This window comes from Chryseobacterium sp. MP_3.2 (assembly GCF_035984805.1).
In the GTDB taxonomy this organism is placed as follows: Bacteria; Bacteroidota; Bacteroidia; order Flavobacteriales; family Weeksellaceae; genus Kaistella.
In genome coordinates this window covers 176,968-192,472 of sequence record NZ_JAXCHW010000003.1, presented here as the reverse complement: position 1 = coordinate 192,472, position 15,505 = coordinate 176,968, and the positions used below count along the sequence as shown (strand labels likewise).

Annotated in this window: 16 protein-coding genes; 11 read left to right on the top strand and 5 right to left on the bottom strand. The window is 35.4% G+C overall.

Translation table 11 applies throughout. The features are described from left to right. Nucleotides 1-63: 63 nt before the first annotated feature. From RCH13_RS06655 to ribA, 6 genes are read left to right on the top strand one after another with little or no spacing between them, the layout of a single operon-like run. Nucleotides 64-858, top strand: a complete 795-nt coding sequence (locus RCH13_RS06655; RefSeq protein WP_326986455.1) for a DUF4292 domain-containing protein — start codon at nt 64-66, stop codon at nt 856-858. Next, entirely contained in the window at nt 855-2,438 is a 1,584-nt protein-coding gene (locus RCH13_RS06650; RefSeq protein ID WP_326986454.1) for a murein hydrolase activator EnvC family protein, read from the top strand. Before RCH13_RS06655 ends, RCH13_RS06650 begins: the two co-directional genes overlap by 4 nt. Before the next feature lie 33 nt (nt 2,439-2,471). Continuing rightward, nucleotides 2,472-2,687, top strand: coding sequence for a Sec-independent protein translocase subunit TatA/TatB (locus RCH13_RS06645; RefSeq protein ID WP_326986453.1), 216 nt, complete (start codon nt 2,472-2,474; stop codon nt 2,685-2,687). 11 nt (nt 2,688-2,698) lie between these two features. Next, nucleotides 2,699-3,325, top strand: coding sequence for a DUF4254 domain-containing protein (locus RCH13_RS06640; protein ID WP_326986452.1), 627 nt, complete (start codon nt 2,699-2,701; stop codon nt 3,323-3,325). Beyond that, entirely contained in the window at nt 3,309-3,776 is a 468-nt protein-coding gene (locus RCH13_RS06635; protein ID WP_326986451.1) for a hypothetical protein, read from the top strand. The genes RCH13_RS06640 and RCH13_RS06635 overlap by 17 nt, the downstream gene beginning before the upstream one ends. A 6-nt stretch (nt 3,777-3,782) precedes the next feature. After that, the gene (gene ribA / locus RCH13_RS06630; protein ID WP_326986450.1) at nt 3,783-4,385 is read left to right on the top strand and encodes a GTP cyclohydrolase II; all 603 of its coding nucleotides are present in this window, start codon (nt 3,783-3,785) and stop codon (nt 4,383-4,385) included. A 15-nt stretch (nt 4,386-4,400) separates the two neighbouring features. Here the strand turns inward: ribA and deoD are convergent, their stop codons facing one another. Further along, nucleotides 4,401-5,108, bottom strand: coding sequence for a purine-nucleoside phosphorylase (gene deoD, locus RCH13_RS06625; RefSeq protein WP_326986449.1), 708 nt, complete (start codon nt 5,106-5,108; stop codon nt 4,401-4,403). 98 nt (nt 5,109-5,206) lie between these two features. Beyond that, nucleotides 5,207-5,713, bottom strand: coding sequence for a hypothetical protein (locus tag RCH13_RS06620; protein ID WP_326986448.1), 507 nt, complete (start codon nt 5,711-5,713; stop codon nt 5,207-5,209). A gap of 108 nt (nt 5,714-5,821) precedes the next feature. Between RCH13_RS06620 and RCH13_RS06615 the strand changes: the two genes are divergently transcribed. The 4 genes from RCH13_RS06615 to RCH13_RS06600 all read left to right on the top strand — a co-directional run bounded on the left by RCH13_RS06615 (nt 5,822) and on the right by RCH13_RS06600 (nt 11,853). Beyond that, nucleotides 5,822-7,564, top strand: coding sequence for a glycoside hydrolase family 3 protein (locus RCH13_RS06615; RefSeq protein ID WP_326986447.1), 1,743 nt, complete (start codon nt 5,822-5,824; stop codon nt 7,562-7,564). A 48-nt stretch (nt 7,565-7,612) separates the two neighbouring features. After that, nucleotides 7,613-8,746, top strand: a complete 1,134-nt coding sequence (gene bshA, locus RCH13_RS06610; RefSeq protein ID WP_326986446.1) for an N-acetyl-alpha-D-glucosaminyl L-malate synthase BshA — start codon at nt 7,613-7,615, stop codon at nt 8,744-8,746. Between the two features lie 60 nt (nt 8,747-8,806). Then, complete coding sequence (locus RCH13_RS06605) at nt 8,807-10,078, top strand: DUF2851 family protein (RefSeq protein WP_326986445.1); 1,272 nt, start codon at nt 8,807-8,809, stop codon at nt 10,076-10,078. Nucleotides 10,079-10,164: 86 nt separating this feature from the next. After that, nucleotides 10,165-11,853, top strand: a complete 1,689-nt coding sequence (locus RCH13_RS06600) for a putative transporter (protein ID WP_326986444.1) — start codon at nt 10,165-10,167, stop codon at nt 11,851-11,853. A 51-nt stretch (nt 11,854-11,904) separates the two neighbouring features. On the opposite strand, the gene yajC is transcribed toward RCH13_RS06600, so the two are convergent. The 3 genes from yajC to nusB are packed head-to-tail and all read right to left on the bottom strand — an operon-like array spanning nt 11,905 to nt 13,664. Then, nucleotides 11,905-12,234, bottom strand: a complete 330-nt coding sequence (yajC, locus tag RCH13_RS06595; protein WP_326986443.1) for a preprotein translocase subunit YajC — start codon at nt 12,232-12,234, stop codon at nt 11,905-11,907. Nucleotides 12,235-12,255: 21 nt separating this feature from the next. Beyond that, nucleotides 12,256-12,747, bottom strand: a complete 492-nt coding sequence (locus tag RCH13_RS06590; protein ID WP_326986442.1) for a DUF1573 domain-containing protein — start codon at nt 12,745-12,747, stop codon at nt 12,256-12,258. A gap of 11 nt (nt 12,748-12,758) precedes the next feature. After that, complete coding sequence (gene nusB, locus RCH13_RS06585; RefSeq protein ID WP_326986441.1) at nt 12,759-13,664, bottom strand: transcription antitermination factor NusB; 906 nt, start codon at nt 13,662-13,664, stop codon at nt 12,759-12,761. 145 nt (nt 13,665-13,809) lie between these two features. Here nusB and RCH13_RS06580 point away from each other — a divergent pair, with 145 nt between their 5' ends. Beyond that, complete coding sequence (locus tag RCH13_RS06580; RefSeq protein ID WP_326986440.1) at nt 13,810-15,474, top strand: ABC transporter ATP-binding protein; 1,665 nt, start codon at nt 13,810-13,812, stop codon at nt 15,472-15,474. Nucleotides 15,475-15,505 lie beyond the last annotated feature (31 nt).

Here is a 15,505-nt window from a genome sequence, read left to right as displayed (position 1 = left end):
TTCCCAAAACATATGTTTAGAATTGGCGTTACTATTGCAAGCTTCTGGAACAAATAACAAAAAATGATTAAGTACCTACTTTTAATAATAATTTCTTTCTTTGCGGTGTCTTGTAAAACAAATACTGCTGCAACTAACCCCACAATTACAGAAACGCCATCGGCTTCAACTAAAGTTTTATTGAATAAAATTCAAGAAAAACCTAATTTTCAAAACCTAAAGATCAATTCTCGCGTAGATGTAGAGACAGGTAATTATATTCCAACATTGGATGCAACAATTTACTTGGAAAAAGATCAAAAAGTTTGGATGAACCTCGTTGCAGTTTTCCTTAATGTAGGACGTGGAATTGCTACTCCTAATGGAATAAAAGGATATGAAAAATGGAATAAAACGTATATAGAATCGGATTTCTCTTATTTGAATAATTTACTGCAGGTGAACTTCATCGATTTTTCCTCTTTTCAGAATTTATTGTTAGGGAAATCATTTATCCCTCTGGATGACAAAAATTTAGTAATTACGAATAGCAGTCAAGGATATCGAGTAATTTCGAAAAAACCATTAGAATTTCAAACGCAAGGTAAAACCTCGAAATATTCAGTAATGATGTATTTTTCTACCGGTTTTGATCTAATGACTGTAGATTTAAATAATATATTGACGAATGAAAAATTAACGGTGACTTACTCTAATTGGGTAGATTTTGAAAATATGCGTTTGCCAAAAAATGTTAAATTATCAATAAATGGGGCTAAAACCAGTCAAATTTTACTGGAAAACACGAGATTTGAGAGTTCAAAAATAGAGACTCCGTACTCTGTTCCCAATAATTATACGAAAACTGAGATTAGATGATAAAAAGAGTAAGCTTTTTAATTGGAATCTTTCTGTTTGGACTTCTGTTCTCCCAGAAAAAGGAACAACTACAGAAGCAAAATGCAGAACTTAAAAAACAAATTGCGTCCATTAATTCTAATCTGGCGAAAACCCAGCAGGACTCTAAGTTATCTGTAGCCTATTTAAATGAAGTTAATAAGAAAATTCAGCTCCGAGAAAAAGTGTATACCAATACACAAAAGGAAAAAAGATTGATTGAAGATGATATTTACCTGAGACAGCTTGAAATAAATCGTCAGAATAGAGAATTAGCAGTCTTGCGTAAAAACTATGCAGAAGTTTTAGTAAAAGCGTATAAAAACAAAGGTGTACAAAATAAAGTGACATTTATCCTCTCTTCTAAAAATTTGGGAGAAGCGCTTAGAAGAGTTCAATATTTAAAAGACTATTCTGATTATCAAGATAAAAAAGCTTCAGAGATTTCAGATGCTGCAAAACTTTTGGTGCAGAATGTAAGATTGAAACAAAATTCTGTAAAAGACAAACAGACAATTTTGACCAATCAACAAAAAGACTTGTTGACAATTGCAGCGGAGAAAAAGCAGAAAGAGAATTTATTGCAAGAGTTTAAGAAGAATGAATCTCAGCTTACGGCAGAACTGAAACAAAAGCAAACCGAGTCTAAAAAGCTTGAAGGTCAGATTAGATCGATTATTTCCGAGGAAATTAGAATTGCAAAAGCGAAAGAAGAGGAAAATAAAAAAGCTGAAGCGGAAAAAATTAGATTAGCTAAAATTGCAGCGGAAAAGGAAAAAGCAAGAATTGATACTGAAAACAGAGCGAGATTAGAAGCCTTGGCATTAGAGAAAAGGAAAGCTGATGAGGAAGCAAAACGACTGAGAGCAATATCAGATAAAAAAGCGGCAGAAGAAGCAGAGAAAGAAATATTAGCAGTGGCGGCAGATGCCAAAAAATCTGAAGATGCTAACAAAGCAGCCGATGCAGAGCGGGCAGAAGCTAGAAGAGCAGCAGCCGCAAAGGATGCAGCAATCGCGGCAGCCAATGCAAAAGCCGCTGCAGACAAAGCCGCCAACGCACGTGCAGCTGAAGCTACACTGACGAAGAAAAATGAAGATGATAAAAAAGCGGCAGAATCAAAAGCGATGACTAATTTTGGTGTCAATTCTGCGGTCGGAAACAATTTTGCGGCCAATCGTGGTAAAATGGGAATGCCGGCATATGGAACCATAACACACAGATTCGGACGACAGCCCCATCCAGTATTTAAAAATATTGTGGAAGAAAATAATGGAATTAAAATCTCTGTTGCGAAAGGGACAGTTGCAAAATGTGTTGCCCCTGGAACGGTATCACGAGTAGTAGCATCTGGAGATGGAACGAAAATGGTATTTGTGAAACATGGTGATTATTTCACCATTTATGCAAACTTAGGAAACACAATGGTTTCTGCCAATCAGCAAGTATCTGCTGGAACGTCTATTGGAACAGTAGGAGCAGATTTTGATGGAACATATACGTTGGACTTTCAAATATGGAACGGTACAAATCCAGTAGACCCTTTAGGTTGGATTAATTAAAATTTATAATATAACTTTACAAAAACATAAAAAATGCAAACACTCGTAATATTAGCGCTTTCTTGGCAGCACCTTCTTATCGTTGCAATTATTCTTTTAGTCCTTTTTGGAGGAAGAAAAATACCGGAAATGATGAGAGGTTTAGGATCAGGAATCAAAGAATTTAAAGATGCCGTAAAAGAGGAAGATAAGAAATCTGCGGAAGAACCTACGGTCAATAACAACACTACCCCTCCACCTACGATCTAAGAAAAATACTGATGAACTTTACCAAAAAAGCTTGGTCAATTTTTGAAAATGTTATTGCTGACTACCACGTCGAAGATAATGTAGATGTAATCCCAAAAAACCCACATAAAAATGGTACTTTGGATCAACTTTTGTATGAGAAAAATTGGATCGATACCGTTCAATGGCATTTGGAAGATATAATTCGCGATGAAAATATAGAACCCAATGAAGCTCTTAAAATCAAAAGAAGAATAGACGCTAGTAATCAGAAAAGAACAGATTTAGTAGAGTTTATTGATAGTTATTTTCTACAAAAATATAAGCAAATTGTTCCTTCACAAGATGCAAAAATAAATACGGAGACTCCCGCGTGGGCTCTAGACCGTTTTTCAATCCTTGCATTGAAGATTTATCACATGTCCTGCGAGGCGAACAGAAGTTCTGCAGATCAAGAACATAGAGATAAATGCCAAGAGAAGCTTAATGTTTTATTCGAACAAAAAGAGGACTTATCAGAAGCAATTAATCAATTACTTAGTGATATAGAGAGCGGTGGAATTAAGTTGAAAGTGTACAAACAAATGAAAATGTACAACGATGATTCTTTAAACCCAATCCTTTATCAAAAAGTGAAAGATAATGAAGAGAAGTATTAGTTATATTGGTTTAATTTTAATCGTAAGTTCTTGTACTGCTGAGAAGATCAATTTATCTCCTATTGCGAACTCTTTTACACAGGGAAACATGGTCGCTTCCACTTACACTTTAGGAGAAAAGAAAGACCTCATCATTTACTCTTCAGAAATAACCAACTTAATATCTACCTTTCCAAAATTTCGGAATAACGCTGTTAATCTGGAAATTAAAAACCTACAAACACATTTAAAGGACTATATCGGTGCCCTGGAATCTTATGATAACAGCGGCATTTCCCGATCAAATAGAAAGTTTGAGCAATCCTATCGTAATTTACAGAATCTTAGAAAAAATCTCAATGGCGATGATGACGAGGTATTAAACCGTTATCTGGTCAAAATTAAAACAAACATGTCCCGTTTGAATAACTTCATACCTAAAGATTCTATTAACGCTACATTAAAAAACTAACTTTAAATGTTAAAAATTCAAGCAGAATCAAAAGTCCCGACATCTTACGGGAATTTTCGCATGATCGCAATCTCTGAAGAGGTGACCGATTGGATGCCCCACATGGCAATTATTGCCGAAAATACAGACTTTTCAAAGCCGGTAAATGTTCGCTTTCATAGTGAGTGCATAACGGGTGAAGTTTTTCATTCCGAAAAATGTGAATGTGGTCAGCAATTAGACGCCTCCATGAAATTTATGCATGAAAATGGCGGACTCATCGTTTACCTTCGCCAAGAAGGTAGAAACATAGGAATTATTAATAAGCTGAAAGCCTATTCTCTTCAGGAGCAAGGTTATGATACTGTTCAGGCAAATCTTGAATTGGGTCTTCCCGCAGACGATCGCGACTTCGCTGTTGCAATAGAAATCTTAAAGATTTTGAAAGTTACAGACATCAACTTATTAACCAATAATCCAGAGAAAATAAAAAGTGTAGAAAACAGTGAAATTAACTTGAATAAGAGAATTCCACTGCAAATTGATGCTACCAGTGATAGTAAATCTTACCTAAAAGTGAAGAAAGATTATTTTGGTCACCTCTTAGATAACCGAGATGAAGTTCTTTAAATAATTAAAACTTACTTATAAATTAAGCCCTGTTTCCAATGCTAATTCTATCATTGTTTTCAGGGCTTTTTCACGCTCATTAGCAGAAATCTGCTCCCCTGTCGGAATGATATCTGATACTGTAAGAATGGTTGCGGCATTTTTACCTAAATGTTGCGCATTGGCAAAAAGCGCAAAAGCTTCCATTTCTACGGCAGTACAATTATATTTAGTTGCTACATCAGGTAAATTCTGGTCGTTTCGGTAGAAGATATCACTCGTGTGAATGTTCGTTTTTAGAATTTCTTTCCCCAATTTCTGCGCGGTTTCAGTAATGACGTTGAAAACATTTCCTTGATGAGCAATTAAATCACCTTCTATTCCCCAAGCAAATTTGGCATATGTAGATTCACTTGCAGAATTCTCCACGTTTAACAAATCAAAAAGCTTTAAATCAGAGGTATAAGCACCACAAGTTCCAATTCTGATAATGGTGTCAACTTCATATTGCGTGAACAGTTCGTAAGAATAAATTCCGATACTTGGAATGCCCATCCCACTTGCTCCTACAGAAATTTCTTTGCCTTTATATAAACCCGTATAGTATAAAACATTTCTTGTTTGGCTTACTAGTTTTGCATCTGTCAAAAAATGATCTGCAATGTATTTAGCACGTAATGGATCTCCTGGTTGTAGAACTGTTTTAGCAATTTGCCCTTTTTCGGCAGCGATATGAACACTCATAAATCTTGTTTTAATTTGGGATTAAAGATAAGCTTTTCCTCCTAGTAATAAAAAACCCGCCAATTTATTGGCGGGTGATTTATTGAATTAATTGATGATTAATCTTTGTTCGGTAAATTGAAGTATTTCACTACACTCTCATAATCTTCATATTTTACATTGGCATTTTTAGTTGAAGATGCAGGGATCAAAACTATTCTAAATCTTTGGTTCGTTAAATATTGAGAAGCTTCTGCTGCAGTCAATAAATTTTGATCAAAATTAGCCTCTGTAAAAATTTCTACATTTTGGCTATTAAAAAGGAAGTTGTAATCTAATTCTCTTGAAGCTCCGATAAATTCAGTTTTCGGAATCATTTGCCAAACTGCAGAGTTTCCGTTATTAGAGTTGATATTTCTATAAACTAAAACTACGTCCTCTGGCGCAATATTAATTCCTTGAGTAATCGTAAACTGATTTGCGGAATTCAGGGAGCCAGTTATATCTCTCATCTGAGGATAGGTATCATTGTCATTCGTAACAATTACGTCATCATTTCTGTCCGTACAAGTAATTGCGGTAAAGCCGAAAATTGCTAGAAGCAATATGGTAAAATATTTTTTCATTGTATAAAATTTTAGATTGTTTTCTCCCTTTATTCCAAGATGCATGCCATTATCGATACGTTTTAAAATTTAAAAAATGTATTTTTGTTCAGCATCTTATTATCGATTATGAAAATACATAAAAGGCAAATCACTCTTCTCCTCATATTTCTTATTTCAATTCATTTAAGCAGTCAGTTTAAGCCGATTAACCTGACCAAGACTGAGGAGAAAATTGCAAATAACTGGGTCAACAAAACCTATAACAATCTCTCTCAAGATGAAAAACTAGGCCAACTTTTTATCATTGCACTTTATACCAATAAAGGAGAAGACTATATATCTAATGTTAGAAACATCGTAGAAAGTGAACATATTGGAGGACTAATTTTAATGCAAGATGATGCCGCACGGGAAATCAATTTAGTCAATGAATTTCAAGCAAAATCAAAAGTTCCTTTGATGATTGGTATGGACGCTGAATGGGGTGTTTTCCAGAGAATCGCAACCGCACACAAATTTCCGTGGGCCATGACTTTAGGTGCTATTCAAAATAAAAATCTAATTACCCAAATGGCGGCAAAAATCGCAGAAGATTGCCACAGAATGGGAATTAATTGGGATTTCGCACCAGTAGTAGATGTGAATACCAATCCAGAAAATCCGATTATCGGAAATAGAAGTTTTGGCTCCGAAGTAACGAATGTGGTAAGTTCTGCCTTAGCTTATTCCAAAGGTCTCCAGGATAACAAAATTCTGGCAGCGATCAAACATTTCCCAGGTCATGGAGATACCGACACCGATTCCCACTTGGATTTACCCGTGGTTTCGCATAATTTGAAAAGATTAACCGATGTGGAATTAGCACCTTTCAAAGCTTTGATGGATAAAGAAATTGGCGGTGTAATGGTCGCACATTTATACGTTCCAGCTTTAGAAAGCAAAAAAGGAGTTCCAGCCTCCGTTTCCAGTGATATAATTACAGGAATATTAAAAGAGAAATATGGTTACAAAGGCTTAATTATTACCGATGCTTTAAATATGGGTGCAGTTGCAAAACGCTACAAACCTGGAGAATTGGACGCGCTCGCTTTTAAAGCTGGAAATGATATCATGCTCTTTTCTGATGGAGTGAAGGAAGGGAAAAGATTAATTCAGCTTGCCATTGATCAAAAAGAAATATCTCAAAACCGCATTGAAGAAAGTGTAAAGAAAATTTTATTGACGAAATATTATTTAGGTCTCACCAAATACGAACCCAAAAATCCAGCAAACATCAACGAAGATTTAAACAATTCTTCCCACCAAATATTGGTTCAAAATCTGTACAGCAATGCTCTAACTTTAGTAAAAGATGAAAAAAAGTTGCTTCCTTTAAATTGTGGAGAAACCTATTACTATGTTCCTTTGGAAGAAGCTCCGTACCAAACATTTTTGAATCAACTGAATCTTAACTCGACGGTCATTGTTAAAAAATCCTCGGAAATAAAGAGCATTCCTGCAAATTCTAAAGTAATCGTTGGTTTTCACAAAGACAATTCTACGGCTTACAAACCTTATAAAATTTCCGCGGAAAGTAAAAAAGCTTTGGCGGATTTAAGTAAAAATCAAAATGTTATTCTCAATGTTTTTGGTTCTGCTTATGCCTTAAAGGATGTAGATATTTCTAAAATATCTACGGTCTTAGTTTCTTATGAAAATAATGATGATTCTATGAAAGCAACTGCCATCGCACTTTCTGGAAACACCAAAATTTCTGGAAGATTGCCCGTTTTGGTCAATGACAATCTAAAAGCAGGAATGGGAATGGATTTAAATGCCTCCTCAAAAACTAATTTACCACTAAAAAGCGTGTCAGAGAAAGTGGAATAATTTCGCTTCCCTAAGTAATATTCGCTCTTAAAATAAGTCAAAAAATATATGAAAATAGGAATTCTCTGCTATCCAACTTACGGCGGAAGCGGAATTGTAGCAACAGAACTTGGGATGTCTCTTGCCAACAAAGGATATGAAGTACATTTTATCAGTTCTGCTTTGCCCGCAAGGTTAGATATTACCAATCCTAACATATTTTTCCATAAGGTTAACGTACAAACCTATCCCCTATTTCAATATCAGCCGTACGATATTGCCCTGTCTTCCATGATTTACCGCGTCGTAAATTTGTATAAACTGGATCTATTGCATGCACATTATGCGATTCCTTATGCTTATGCTGCATTTACCGCAAAGCAAATGCTGAAAGAGGAAGGCAAAGATATTCCTTTGGTCACAACGCTTCACGGAACAGATATCACTTTGGTGGGACAACATCCAAGTTACAAACATGCCGTCGAATTTTCTATCAATCAATCAGATGCGATAACGTCAGTTTCTGAAAGCCTGAAAAAGGATACGCTGCAGTTTTTTAATATTAAAAAAGAAATTCAGGTCATCACCAATTTTATCGATAATTCCGAATTTGTTAATAAAACGGTTTGTCAGCGAAAGCAATTTGCAAATCCAGACGAGAAAATCTTGATCCATGTTTCCAATTTACGCCCTGTAAAAAGAGTAGATGAAGTCTTGCAAATTTTTAAAAATGTTCAAGCTCGGGTAAAAAGCAAACTTATTATCATCGGTGAAGGTCCAGACATGGAGATAGTCAATGAGTTTTTAGAAAACAACCCAGAATTGATGAACAAAGTTAGATTGCTCGGAAAAGTAAACGATTTGTATAAAATCTTACAGCTTTCAGATGTATTCCTTTTACCCTCAGAACAAGAAAGTTTTGGTCTTGCGGCTTTGGAAGCCATGGCGGCAGAAACTCCCGTGATTAGCTCCAACGCAGGTGGAATACCCGAAGTGAACATTCAGGGAGAAACTGGATTTTTGGCAGAAATTGGAAATGTAGAAGCCATGAGCAATTACACCATCAAATTGCTGAGCGACGAGCAATTGCTTGCAGAAATGAAGAAAAATGCGAAAGAACAAGCCATGCGATTTGATCTAAAAAACATTCTGCCGATTTACGAGAAAATGTACGCACACACTTTAGAAAACTTTCATAAATAGTTTTTTCACCCGAAATTTCCTCAGATTTCCTTTGTTACTTTGTAATTAAAGGCAAACAAGGTGAATGAAAAACTGCTTCAATATCTCTGGAATTTCAAAATTTTTAGCAATTTTGATTTTTCTGATGTTGACGGAAATCAACTCGAAATTATAGATTTTGGGGCGTGGAATTTTAATTCTGGACCAGATTTTCTATTGGGTAAAATTAAATCGAAAGGCTTCGTTTTAGCCGGACATATTGAACTTCATGTAAGAGCATCGGACTGGATTTTTCACCGGCACTCTTCTAATCCAGAATTTGAAAATTTAATCTTGCATGTTGTTTACCAAAATGATGTAGAGATTGAAGAATTTCAACTCAAAAACATTCCCACCTTAGAGCTGAAAAATTATATTGACGAATCGCTGCTTTGGAAATATGAATCCCTTCTGCAGGAAAATCAGTTTATTCCGTGTGCAAAAATATTCGATGTTGAAAAGATTCCGCTTCAATTTTGGGAAGAATCATTGCTTAAAAAATTGGATGAAAAATCTATAGAAATTGAAGAAGCGCTGCGCCACAACCAAAATAATTATGAAGCAGTTCTTTTTCACAATTTAGCCTATGCTTTTGGTTTAAAAGTCAATGCAGCATTATTTAAACAATTGGCAGAAAGTTTTGACTTTAAAATTATCAATAAAATCAGACAAAACGAGACTCAATTGGAAGCCCTCTTTTTCGGAACTACTAATTGGTTAGAAAATCCAAAAGATGAGCAAATGAAAATTTGGAAAAGAGAATTTCAATTTCTTCAGGTGAAGTTTTCATTAACACCGCAGCGCACGATTCCTAAATTCTCCCGATTGCGTCCTCCAAATTTTCCAACGCTTAGACTTTCACAATTAGCCAGTCTTTATCATCTTCATCAGAATTTATTTTCAAAAGTGATGAGTGCAAAAGATGTAAATGCACTGCATCTAATTTTTCAAAAAGTAAAAGCGAGTACCTATTGGGACAAGCATTTTAATTTTGGAACCGTTTCTTCCGTAGAAGGTGAAAAATTTTTAACCAGCCAATTTATTGATTTGGTGTTGATTAATGCTGTGCTGCCTCTAAAATATACTTTTCTAAAAAATTCAAATGAAAATGCAGTGGATGAGATTCTTAACTTTTACAGACAAATCTTACCTGAAAAAAATACCATCATAGAAGGCTGGAAATCTTTAGGAGCTGTAGCGGAGAATTCAGCAGAATCGCAAGCGATGCTGTATCATTATAAAAATTACTGTCTTCAAAAAAAATGTCTTAATTGCGGAATAGGATTTAAAATCCTGCAGAATAAACCCAATTAACATGCTGCTTATATCGGTGATATAACTCACGCAGAAAGATTGCTTTTCGCACTTTTTAATGATAATTTTGTAAGAAATAAAATAAAATGTTCGACTGGCTCAATACACTCTTTTTACCCGTAGAAAACCCCACAGTCACTCAATCCATCGTGGTTTTAATGATTGCCATAGGAACAGGAGTGTTTTTCGGAAGATTGAAATTAGGTAAAATTTCTTTCGGTGTGGCGGGAGTAATGTTCACAGGATTAATTTTGGGTCACTTTGGTTATAGAATTCAGGCAGAAATCTTGGATTTTATTCGTGATTTTGGTTTAATCCTTTTCGTGTATGGAATTGGTTTACAGGTGGGTCCCTCGTTCTTTTCCTCCTTTCGTAATGAAGGTTTGAAGTTTAATATTTTGGCAGTCTCCACTGTTCTTTTTGGGGGAGTAATCACATTTGTAATATTCAAACTCACCGGACTTAAAATTGAAGATTTAGTAGGAATTATGAGTGGTTCCGTAACGAACACGCCTGGTTTAGGTGCCGCGAAAAGCACCATTGAAGAAATAAAAAACACCTTCCCCGACAAAACCTTTAATGATCCCACTATTGGATACGCCATTACGTATCCACTCGGTGTTTTTGGAATTATTGGTACGATTATTTTCTCCAAATTTTTTCTGAAAATCAATACAGAAAAGGAAATGAGAAATTTCCGGCTGTCTAAAATTAATCGGGAATTACCTTTGATTCATAAGAAAATGCGGGTGACAAATGAGAAATTTTATGGACAAACTTTACATCAAATCTTAAAAGAATTCGGAGGAGAAATTGTGATTTCCAGACTGAAACACAGTGGTCATCAAGTGGTGAAATCGCCAACTTTAGATATGGAACTTCGGGAAAGAGACGTGCTGATGTTGGTCGGTTTAGAAAAAGATGTAGATGCATTTATTGAAAAAATAGGAAGACCCAGTAGCGATTTATTTATAGAATCGGATACGGAAATACATAAGCGAAATATTTTTGTAACCAAACCCTCAGTTTTCCATAAAAAACTGTCAGAATTGGACTTATTTAATACCTATGATTTAAAGGTGACGCGCGTTTTCCGGGCAGGTAAGGAAATTTTACCAAGACCTTCTTTAGAATTATTTTATGGCGATAAATTACGGGTAATCGGCTCGAAAGATGCCATCGCTGAAGTGGAAGAACTTATCGGTAATTCTGAAAAGAAATTATTAGAGCCAGATTTTCTATCCTTATTTGGCGGTTTACTTTTAGGAATTATTTTAGGATCTATTCCCATCATGATTCCTTCTTTACCAGTTCCTATTAAACTTGGTTTTGCGGCTGGACCACTCATCGTAGCACTTTTGATATCCCGATATGGCGGCATTTCTTTTATTCATTCTTACGTGAATAATGGAGCGGTTTACTTTATGAAAGATTTTGGAATCTGCCTCTTTTTTGCGGCGGTAGGAATTCATGCCGGCGATGGTTTCTACGAAAATTTCGTAAAATATAATGGGTGGATGTGGTTGCTTTACGGTTCCGCAATTACATTTATTCCGCTCATCACCATGGTTGTTGTGGGTAGATTTTTTATGAAAATTAATTATCTTCAACTCGCGGGAATTATGAGTGGCAGTTACACGGATCCCGCTGCATTGGCATTCAGCACGAATTATTTAGATTCAGACATTCCTATTCAAAGTTACGCACAGGTTTATCCGCTTGTTACCATTTTTAGGATATTTGTGGCGAGTCTCTTGATTTTAATATTCAGTTAAATAAAAAAAGCAACCAAAATTGGTTGCTTTTAAAATATCAATTGAAAAAGATTATTTCTTTTCTTCTACAGCGGTATCTGGGAAACGTTGCTGCGTAAATTCTCTAGAAATTGCTGCTTTTTCAAACTTTAATTTACCAGAAAGGGTTTCAATTACTACTCCATCATCTTGGATCTGCGCGATTCTTCCGTGCATTCCTGAAGTTGTAACTATTCTGCTTCCAACTTTAATGTCAGATTGGAAATTCTTTTCCTGTTTCGCCTTTTTCATTTGCGGACGGATCATCAGGAAATAAAATCCTACGAACATTAATCCCATCATTACCATTGTTGGCATCATAGAACCTTCTGCACCGGCGGTTTGTAGAAATATTGTAATCATTAGCTTATTTTTAAAATTAAATTAGTTAGGCTGAATATCTGCGGTAAAACTAAGCACCATCGGAGCTTTTTCTACGTTAGCGTAAACTTCTGCTGATTTACTCACCATTCCATCAAAACTTGAAGAATCAAACTTTAAAGTAATTTTCCCTTTTTGACCTGGCAAAATTGGGTCTTTCGTAAAATCAGGAACTGTACAACCACAACCTGGCTTCACTTGCGAAATAATCAAAGGATTTTTTCCAGTATTGGTCACCTCGTAAACGTGCTCCTTCTGTTCTCCTTTTTTCATTTTCCCGAAAGCGAAAGCTGCTTCAGAAAGTGCTACTGTAGTTAAAGGTTTCGATTGTGCTTCTGCCATCATTTCTTCTGGTGTTGCCGCTACTGGAGCTTCTGCAACTGGAGCTTCCATAGTAGTTTCTTCGGTTACAAGCTGATCAGCTTTTTGATTTTTATCACATGCCGTAATGCTCAAAAAAGCAGCAATCGGTAAAATTTTAATTAAATTTTTCATATCATTATTTATTAATTCCGGTTAAAATCTTTGGTATATTTATCTAAAATACCATTGATAAAGATGTTTGAACGATCGGTGGAAAAGACTTTAGAAATCTCAATATACTCATTGATGATTACTCTCCCTGGAGTTAGGGGGAAATAATCAAGTTCACAAATTGCTGTAATCAGGATTATTTTATCTAAAAGTGAAACCCGTTCTAAATCCCAGTTTTCTAATCGCGCTTCCAAAGTTTTTTCAATTTCATCCCAATGGTTGAGCGTTTCTCGAAGCAATTTTCGCGCGAAGTCCCTGTCATCTTCATCTTTAATCATTTTAATTAAAGTGTGACTCGGCTCATCTTCTTTGAAAAATCCAATGGTTTTTTGAATCATAGAATTGGAGATATGGAAATCATCTGCCCAACTCATTTCTTTCGATTCTAAATGGTCATGAAAATCTTCATTTTCTGCCATATATCTTAGAAATAATTTACCAATGAATTTTTGATCATCTTCAAAGCTATGTCCTTCCTGTTGCATGAAATCTTGGTAGCGTTTCCCGGCAGTCATTCGCTGAAAGGTTTTTACCAATAAATCATCATGAGTTTCCCATTTCAAATCTTGATTTTTCGAGGTAAAGGAAAGTCGTTCTCCATTTTCCTCGATCTTTAATAAGATTTGATTTTGAATAAATTTTTGATTGGGATCTATATCATTTGCGCTTTTGATATACTTGTTTTTTCCGATCTCGATTTGCTTTTCAGCCATATCTTTCAGAGCGACCAGAAAATTAAGTTGGTAAATGTACAGATGATAGATTTTATCGATGCTAGAGAACATATTTTTCTCTAAAACATCAAACTTTATCGGGTTTTGAGTGTATGAATACAGTGATTCCACCACTTTTTCACGGATTTGTCTTCTTCCTAACATTTCAAAGAACTTTTTATGCGTGCAAAGATACTATTTTTTTGTAAAACCTGACTTCTAAATTCTGTTCTCCGCTCATAAATACGCAGAATCTATTTTCAATTCCTTATTTTTGCAGCGGCAAATATTTCTTGCTCCATGCTATTTTATGAACGCACTGAAAACTTTAAATCCCGCTTTTTGGAAACACCGCAAACTCTTAACGTGGGGTTTTCTCTTCATCATTGCGAGTAACTTTTTCAGCATTTACAAAGTACAGTTTGTCGGTAAATCTGTAGATGAAATTGCGAATACAACGAGCTTAGGATTTAATAAGCAGGTTTTATATTACGTTTCGATTATTGTAGTTTCCTCTTTGCTTACAGGTTTTTTCACGTTTATGATGCGGCAAACAATCATCGTAGCATCTAGAAGAATTGAATACGAACTGAAGAATAAAATTTACAGCCATTATCAGGAATTATCTTTAACGGACTTTAAAAAAACGACCATTGGGGATTTAATGAATCGCTTAAGTGAAGATGTGGTAGCCGTTAGAATGTATCTGGGTCCAGGCGTAATGTATGTGGTAAACTTGGTTATTCTTCTAATCATCACAAGTATTTACATGCTTCGAACCGATGTTTCTATGACCATTTGGTCTTTGGTTCCACTACCGATTCTCTCCGTTGTCATCTATAAAGTCAGCTCTATTATCAATAGCAAATCGAAGATTATGCAAAAAAGCCAATCTTCTATTTCAACTTTCGTACAAGACAGTTTTTCTGGAATTAGAGTCGTGAAATTTTTTGCCAAAGAAAAATACATCGAGAAAAATTATGGAACGAAAGTAAAAGATTATCAAGACAAAGCCCTGGATTTGGCAAAAACGGAGGCTTATTTTTTCACTATTATCTTATTTGTCATCGGTTTGCTTAATGTTGTTATTCTATTTATTGGTGGGCAAAAATATATGAATGACGAGTTGACTGTAGGCAAAATTGCGGATTTCTTTCTTTACATTAATATATTGATTTTCCCTTTCTCCATGGTAGGCTGGGTAACCTCTGTAAACCAGCGCGCAGAAGCCAGCATGTCTAGAATTAATGAGTTTTTGGAGATGAAAACAGACATCATCAATACCAATCAGGAACAATATGAAATTAAAGGTGATATTGAATTCCGAAATGTGTCTTACGTTTATCCAAACACGGGCATCAAAGCCTTGGACCAATTGAGTTTTAAAATAGATGCAGGGAAATCTTTAGCCATTATGGGAAAAACGGGAAGCGGAAAATCTACTATTGCCCTTCTTCTCTGCCGATTAATTGATCCCACAGAAGGTGTAATCCTCATCGACGGAATGAATCTGAAAGAACATAATTTAGAATTATATCGAAATTTTATCGGCTATATTCCGCAGGAAAGTTTTCTTTTTTCAGATACTATTGAAAATAATATCGGTTTTGCCATTGATCAACCGAATTTAAAAATGGTTACAGAATACGCAAAAAAAGCAGACGTACACAAGAATATCGTGGAGTTTAAGGAACAATACAAAACGATGGTTGGGGAACGCGGAGTAATGCTTTCTGGCGGACAGAAACAGCGAATCTGTATTGCTCGTGCCTTGATTAAAAATCCGAAAGTTCTGATTTTTGATGATTCACTCTCCGCTTTAGACACTGAGACTGAAGAAAATATCCTGCAAAATATTGAGAACGAAATTCAAAAAAGTACCTCTATCATCATTACTCATCGGGAAAGCAGTGCGAAGCGCGCTAATCAAATATTAAATTTGACCCCATTAGAAGATGTAATTAACGCAGAATAAATGCAGAATCGGTAGCAATAATTCAATTTTA

Bases quoted from the DNA above. Each gene is read 5' to 3' on its own strand.
- RCH13_RS06590 (WP_326986442.1), bottom strand. From the start codon at position 12,747: ATGAAAAATTTAATTAAAATTTTACCGATTGCTGCTTTTTTGAGCATT.
- deoD (WP_326986449.1), bottom strand. From the start codon at position 5,108: ATGAGTGTTCATATCGCTGCCGAAAAAGGGCAAATTGCTAAAACAGTT.
- RCH13_RS06640 (WP_326986452.1), top strand. From the start codon at position 2,699: ATGAACTTTACCAAAAAAGCTTGGTCAATTTTTGAAAATGTTATTGCT.
- RCH13_RS06650 (WP_326986454.1), top strand. From the start codon at position 855: ATGATAAAAAGAGTAAGCTTTTTAATTGGAATCTTTCTGTTTGGACTT.
- RCH13_RS06600 (WP_326986444.1), top strand. From the start codon at position 10,165: ATGTTCGACTGGCTCAATACACTCTTTTTACCCGTAGAAAACCCCACA.
- RCH13_RS06655 (WP_326986455.1), top strand. From the start codon at position 64: ATGATTAAGTACCTACTTTTAATAATAATTTCTTTCTTTGCGGTGTCT.
- RCH13_RS06580 (WP_326986440.1), top strand. From the start codon at position 13,810: ATGAACGCACTGAAAACTTTAAATCCCGCTTTTTGGAAACACCGCAAA.
- bshA (WP_326986446.1), top strand. From the start codon at position 7,613: ATGAAAATAGGAATTCTCTGCTATCCAACTTACGGCGGAAGCGGAATT.
- RCH13_RS06615 (WP_326986447.1), top strand. From the start codon at position 5,822: ATGAAAATACATAAAAGGCAAATCACTCTTCTCCTCATATTTCTTATT.
- RCH13_RS06645 (WP_326986453.1), top strand. From the start codon at position 2,472: ATGCAAACACTCGTAATATTAGCGCTTTCTTGGCAGCACCTTCTTATC.
- nusB (WP_326986441.1), bottom strand. From the start codon at position 13,664: ATGTTAGGAAGAAGACAAATCCGTGAAAAAGTGGTGGAATCACTGTAT.
- RCH13_RS06635 (WP_326986451.1), top strand. From the start codon at position 3,309: ATGAAGAGAAGTATTAGTTATATTGGTTTAATTTTAATCGTAAGTTCT.
- ribA (WP_326986450.1), top strand. From the start codon at position 3,783: ATGTTAAAAATTCAAGCAGAATCAAAAGTCCCGACATCTTACGGGAAT.
- yajC (WP_326986443.1), bottom strand. From the start codon at position 12,234: ATGATTACAATATTTCTACAAACCGCCGGTGCAGAAGGTTCTATGATG.
- RCH13_RS06620 (WP_326986448.1), bottom strand. From the start codon at position 5,713: ATGAAAAAATATTTTACCATATTGCTTCTAGCAATTTTCGGCTTTACC.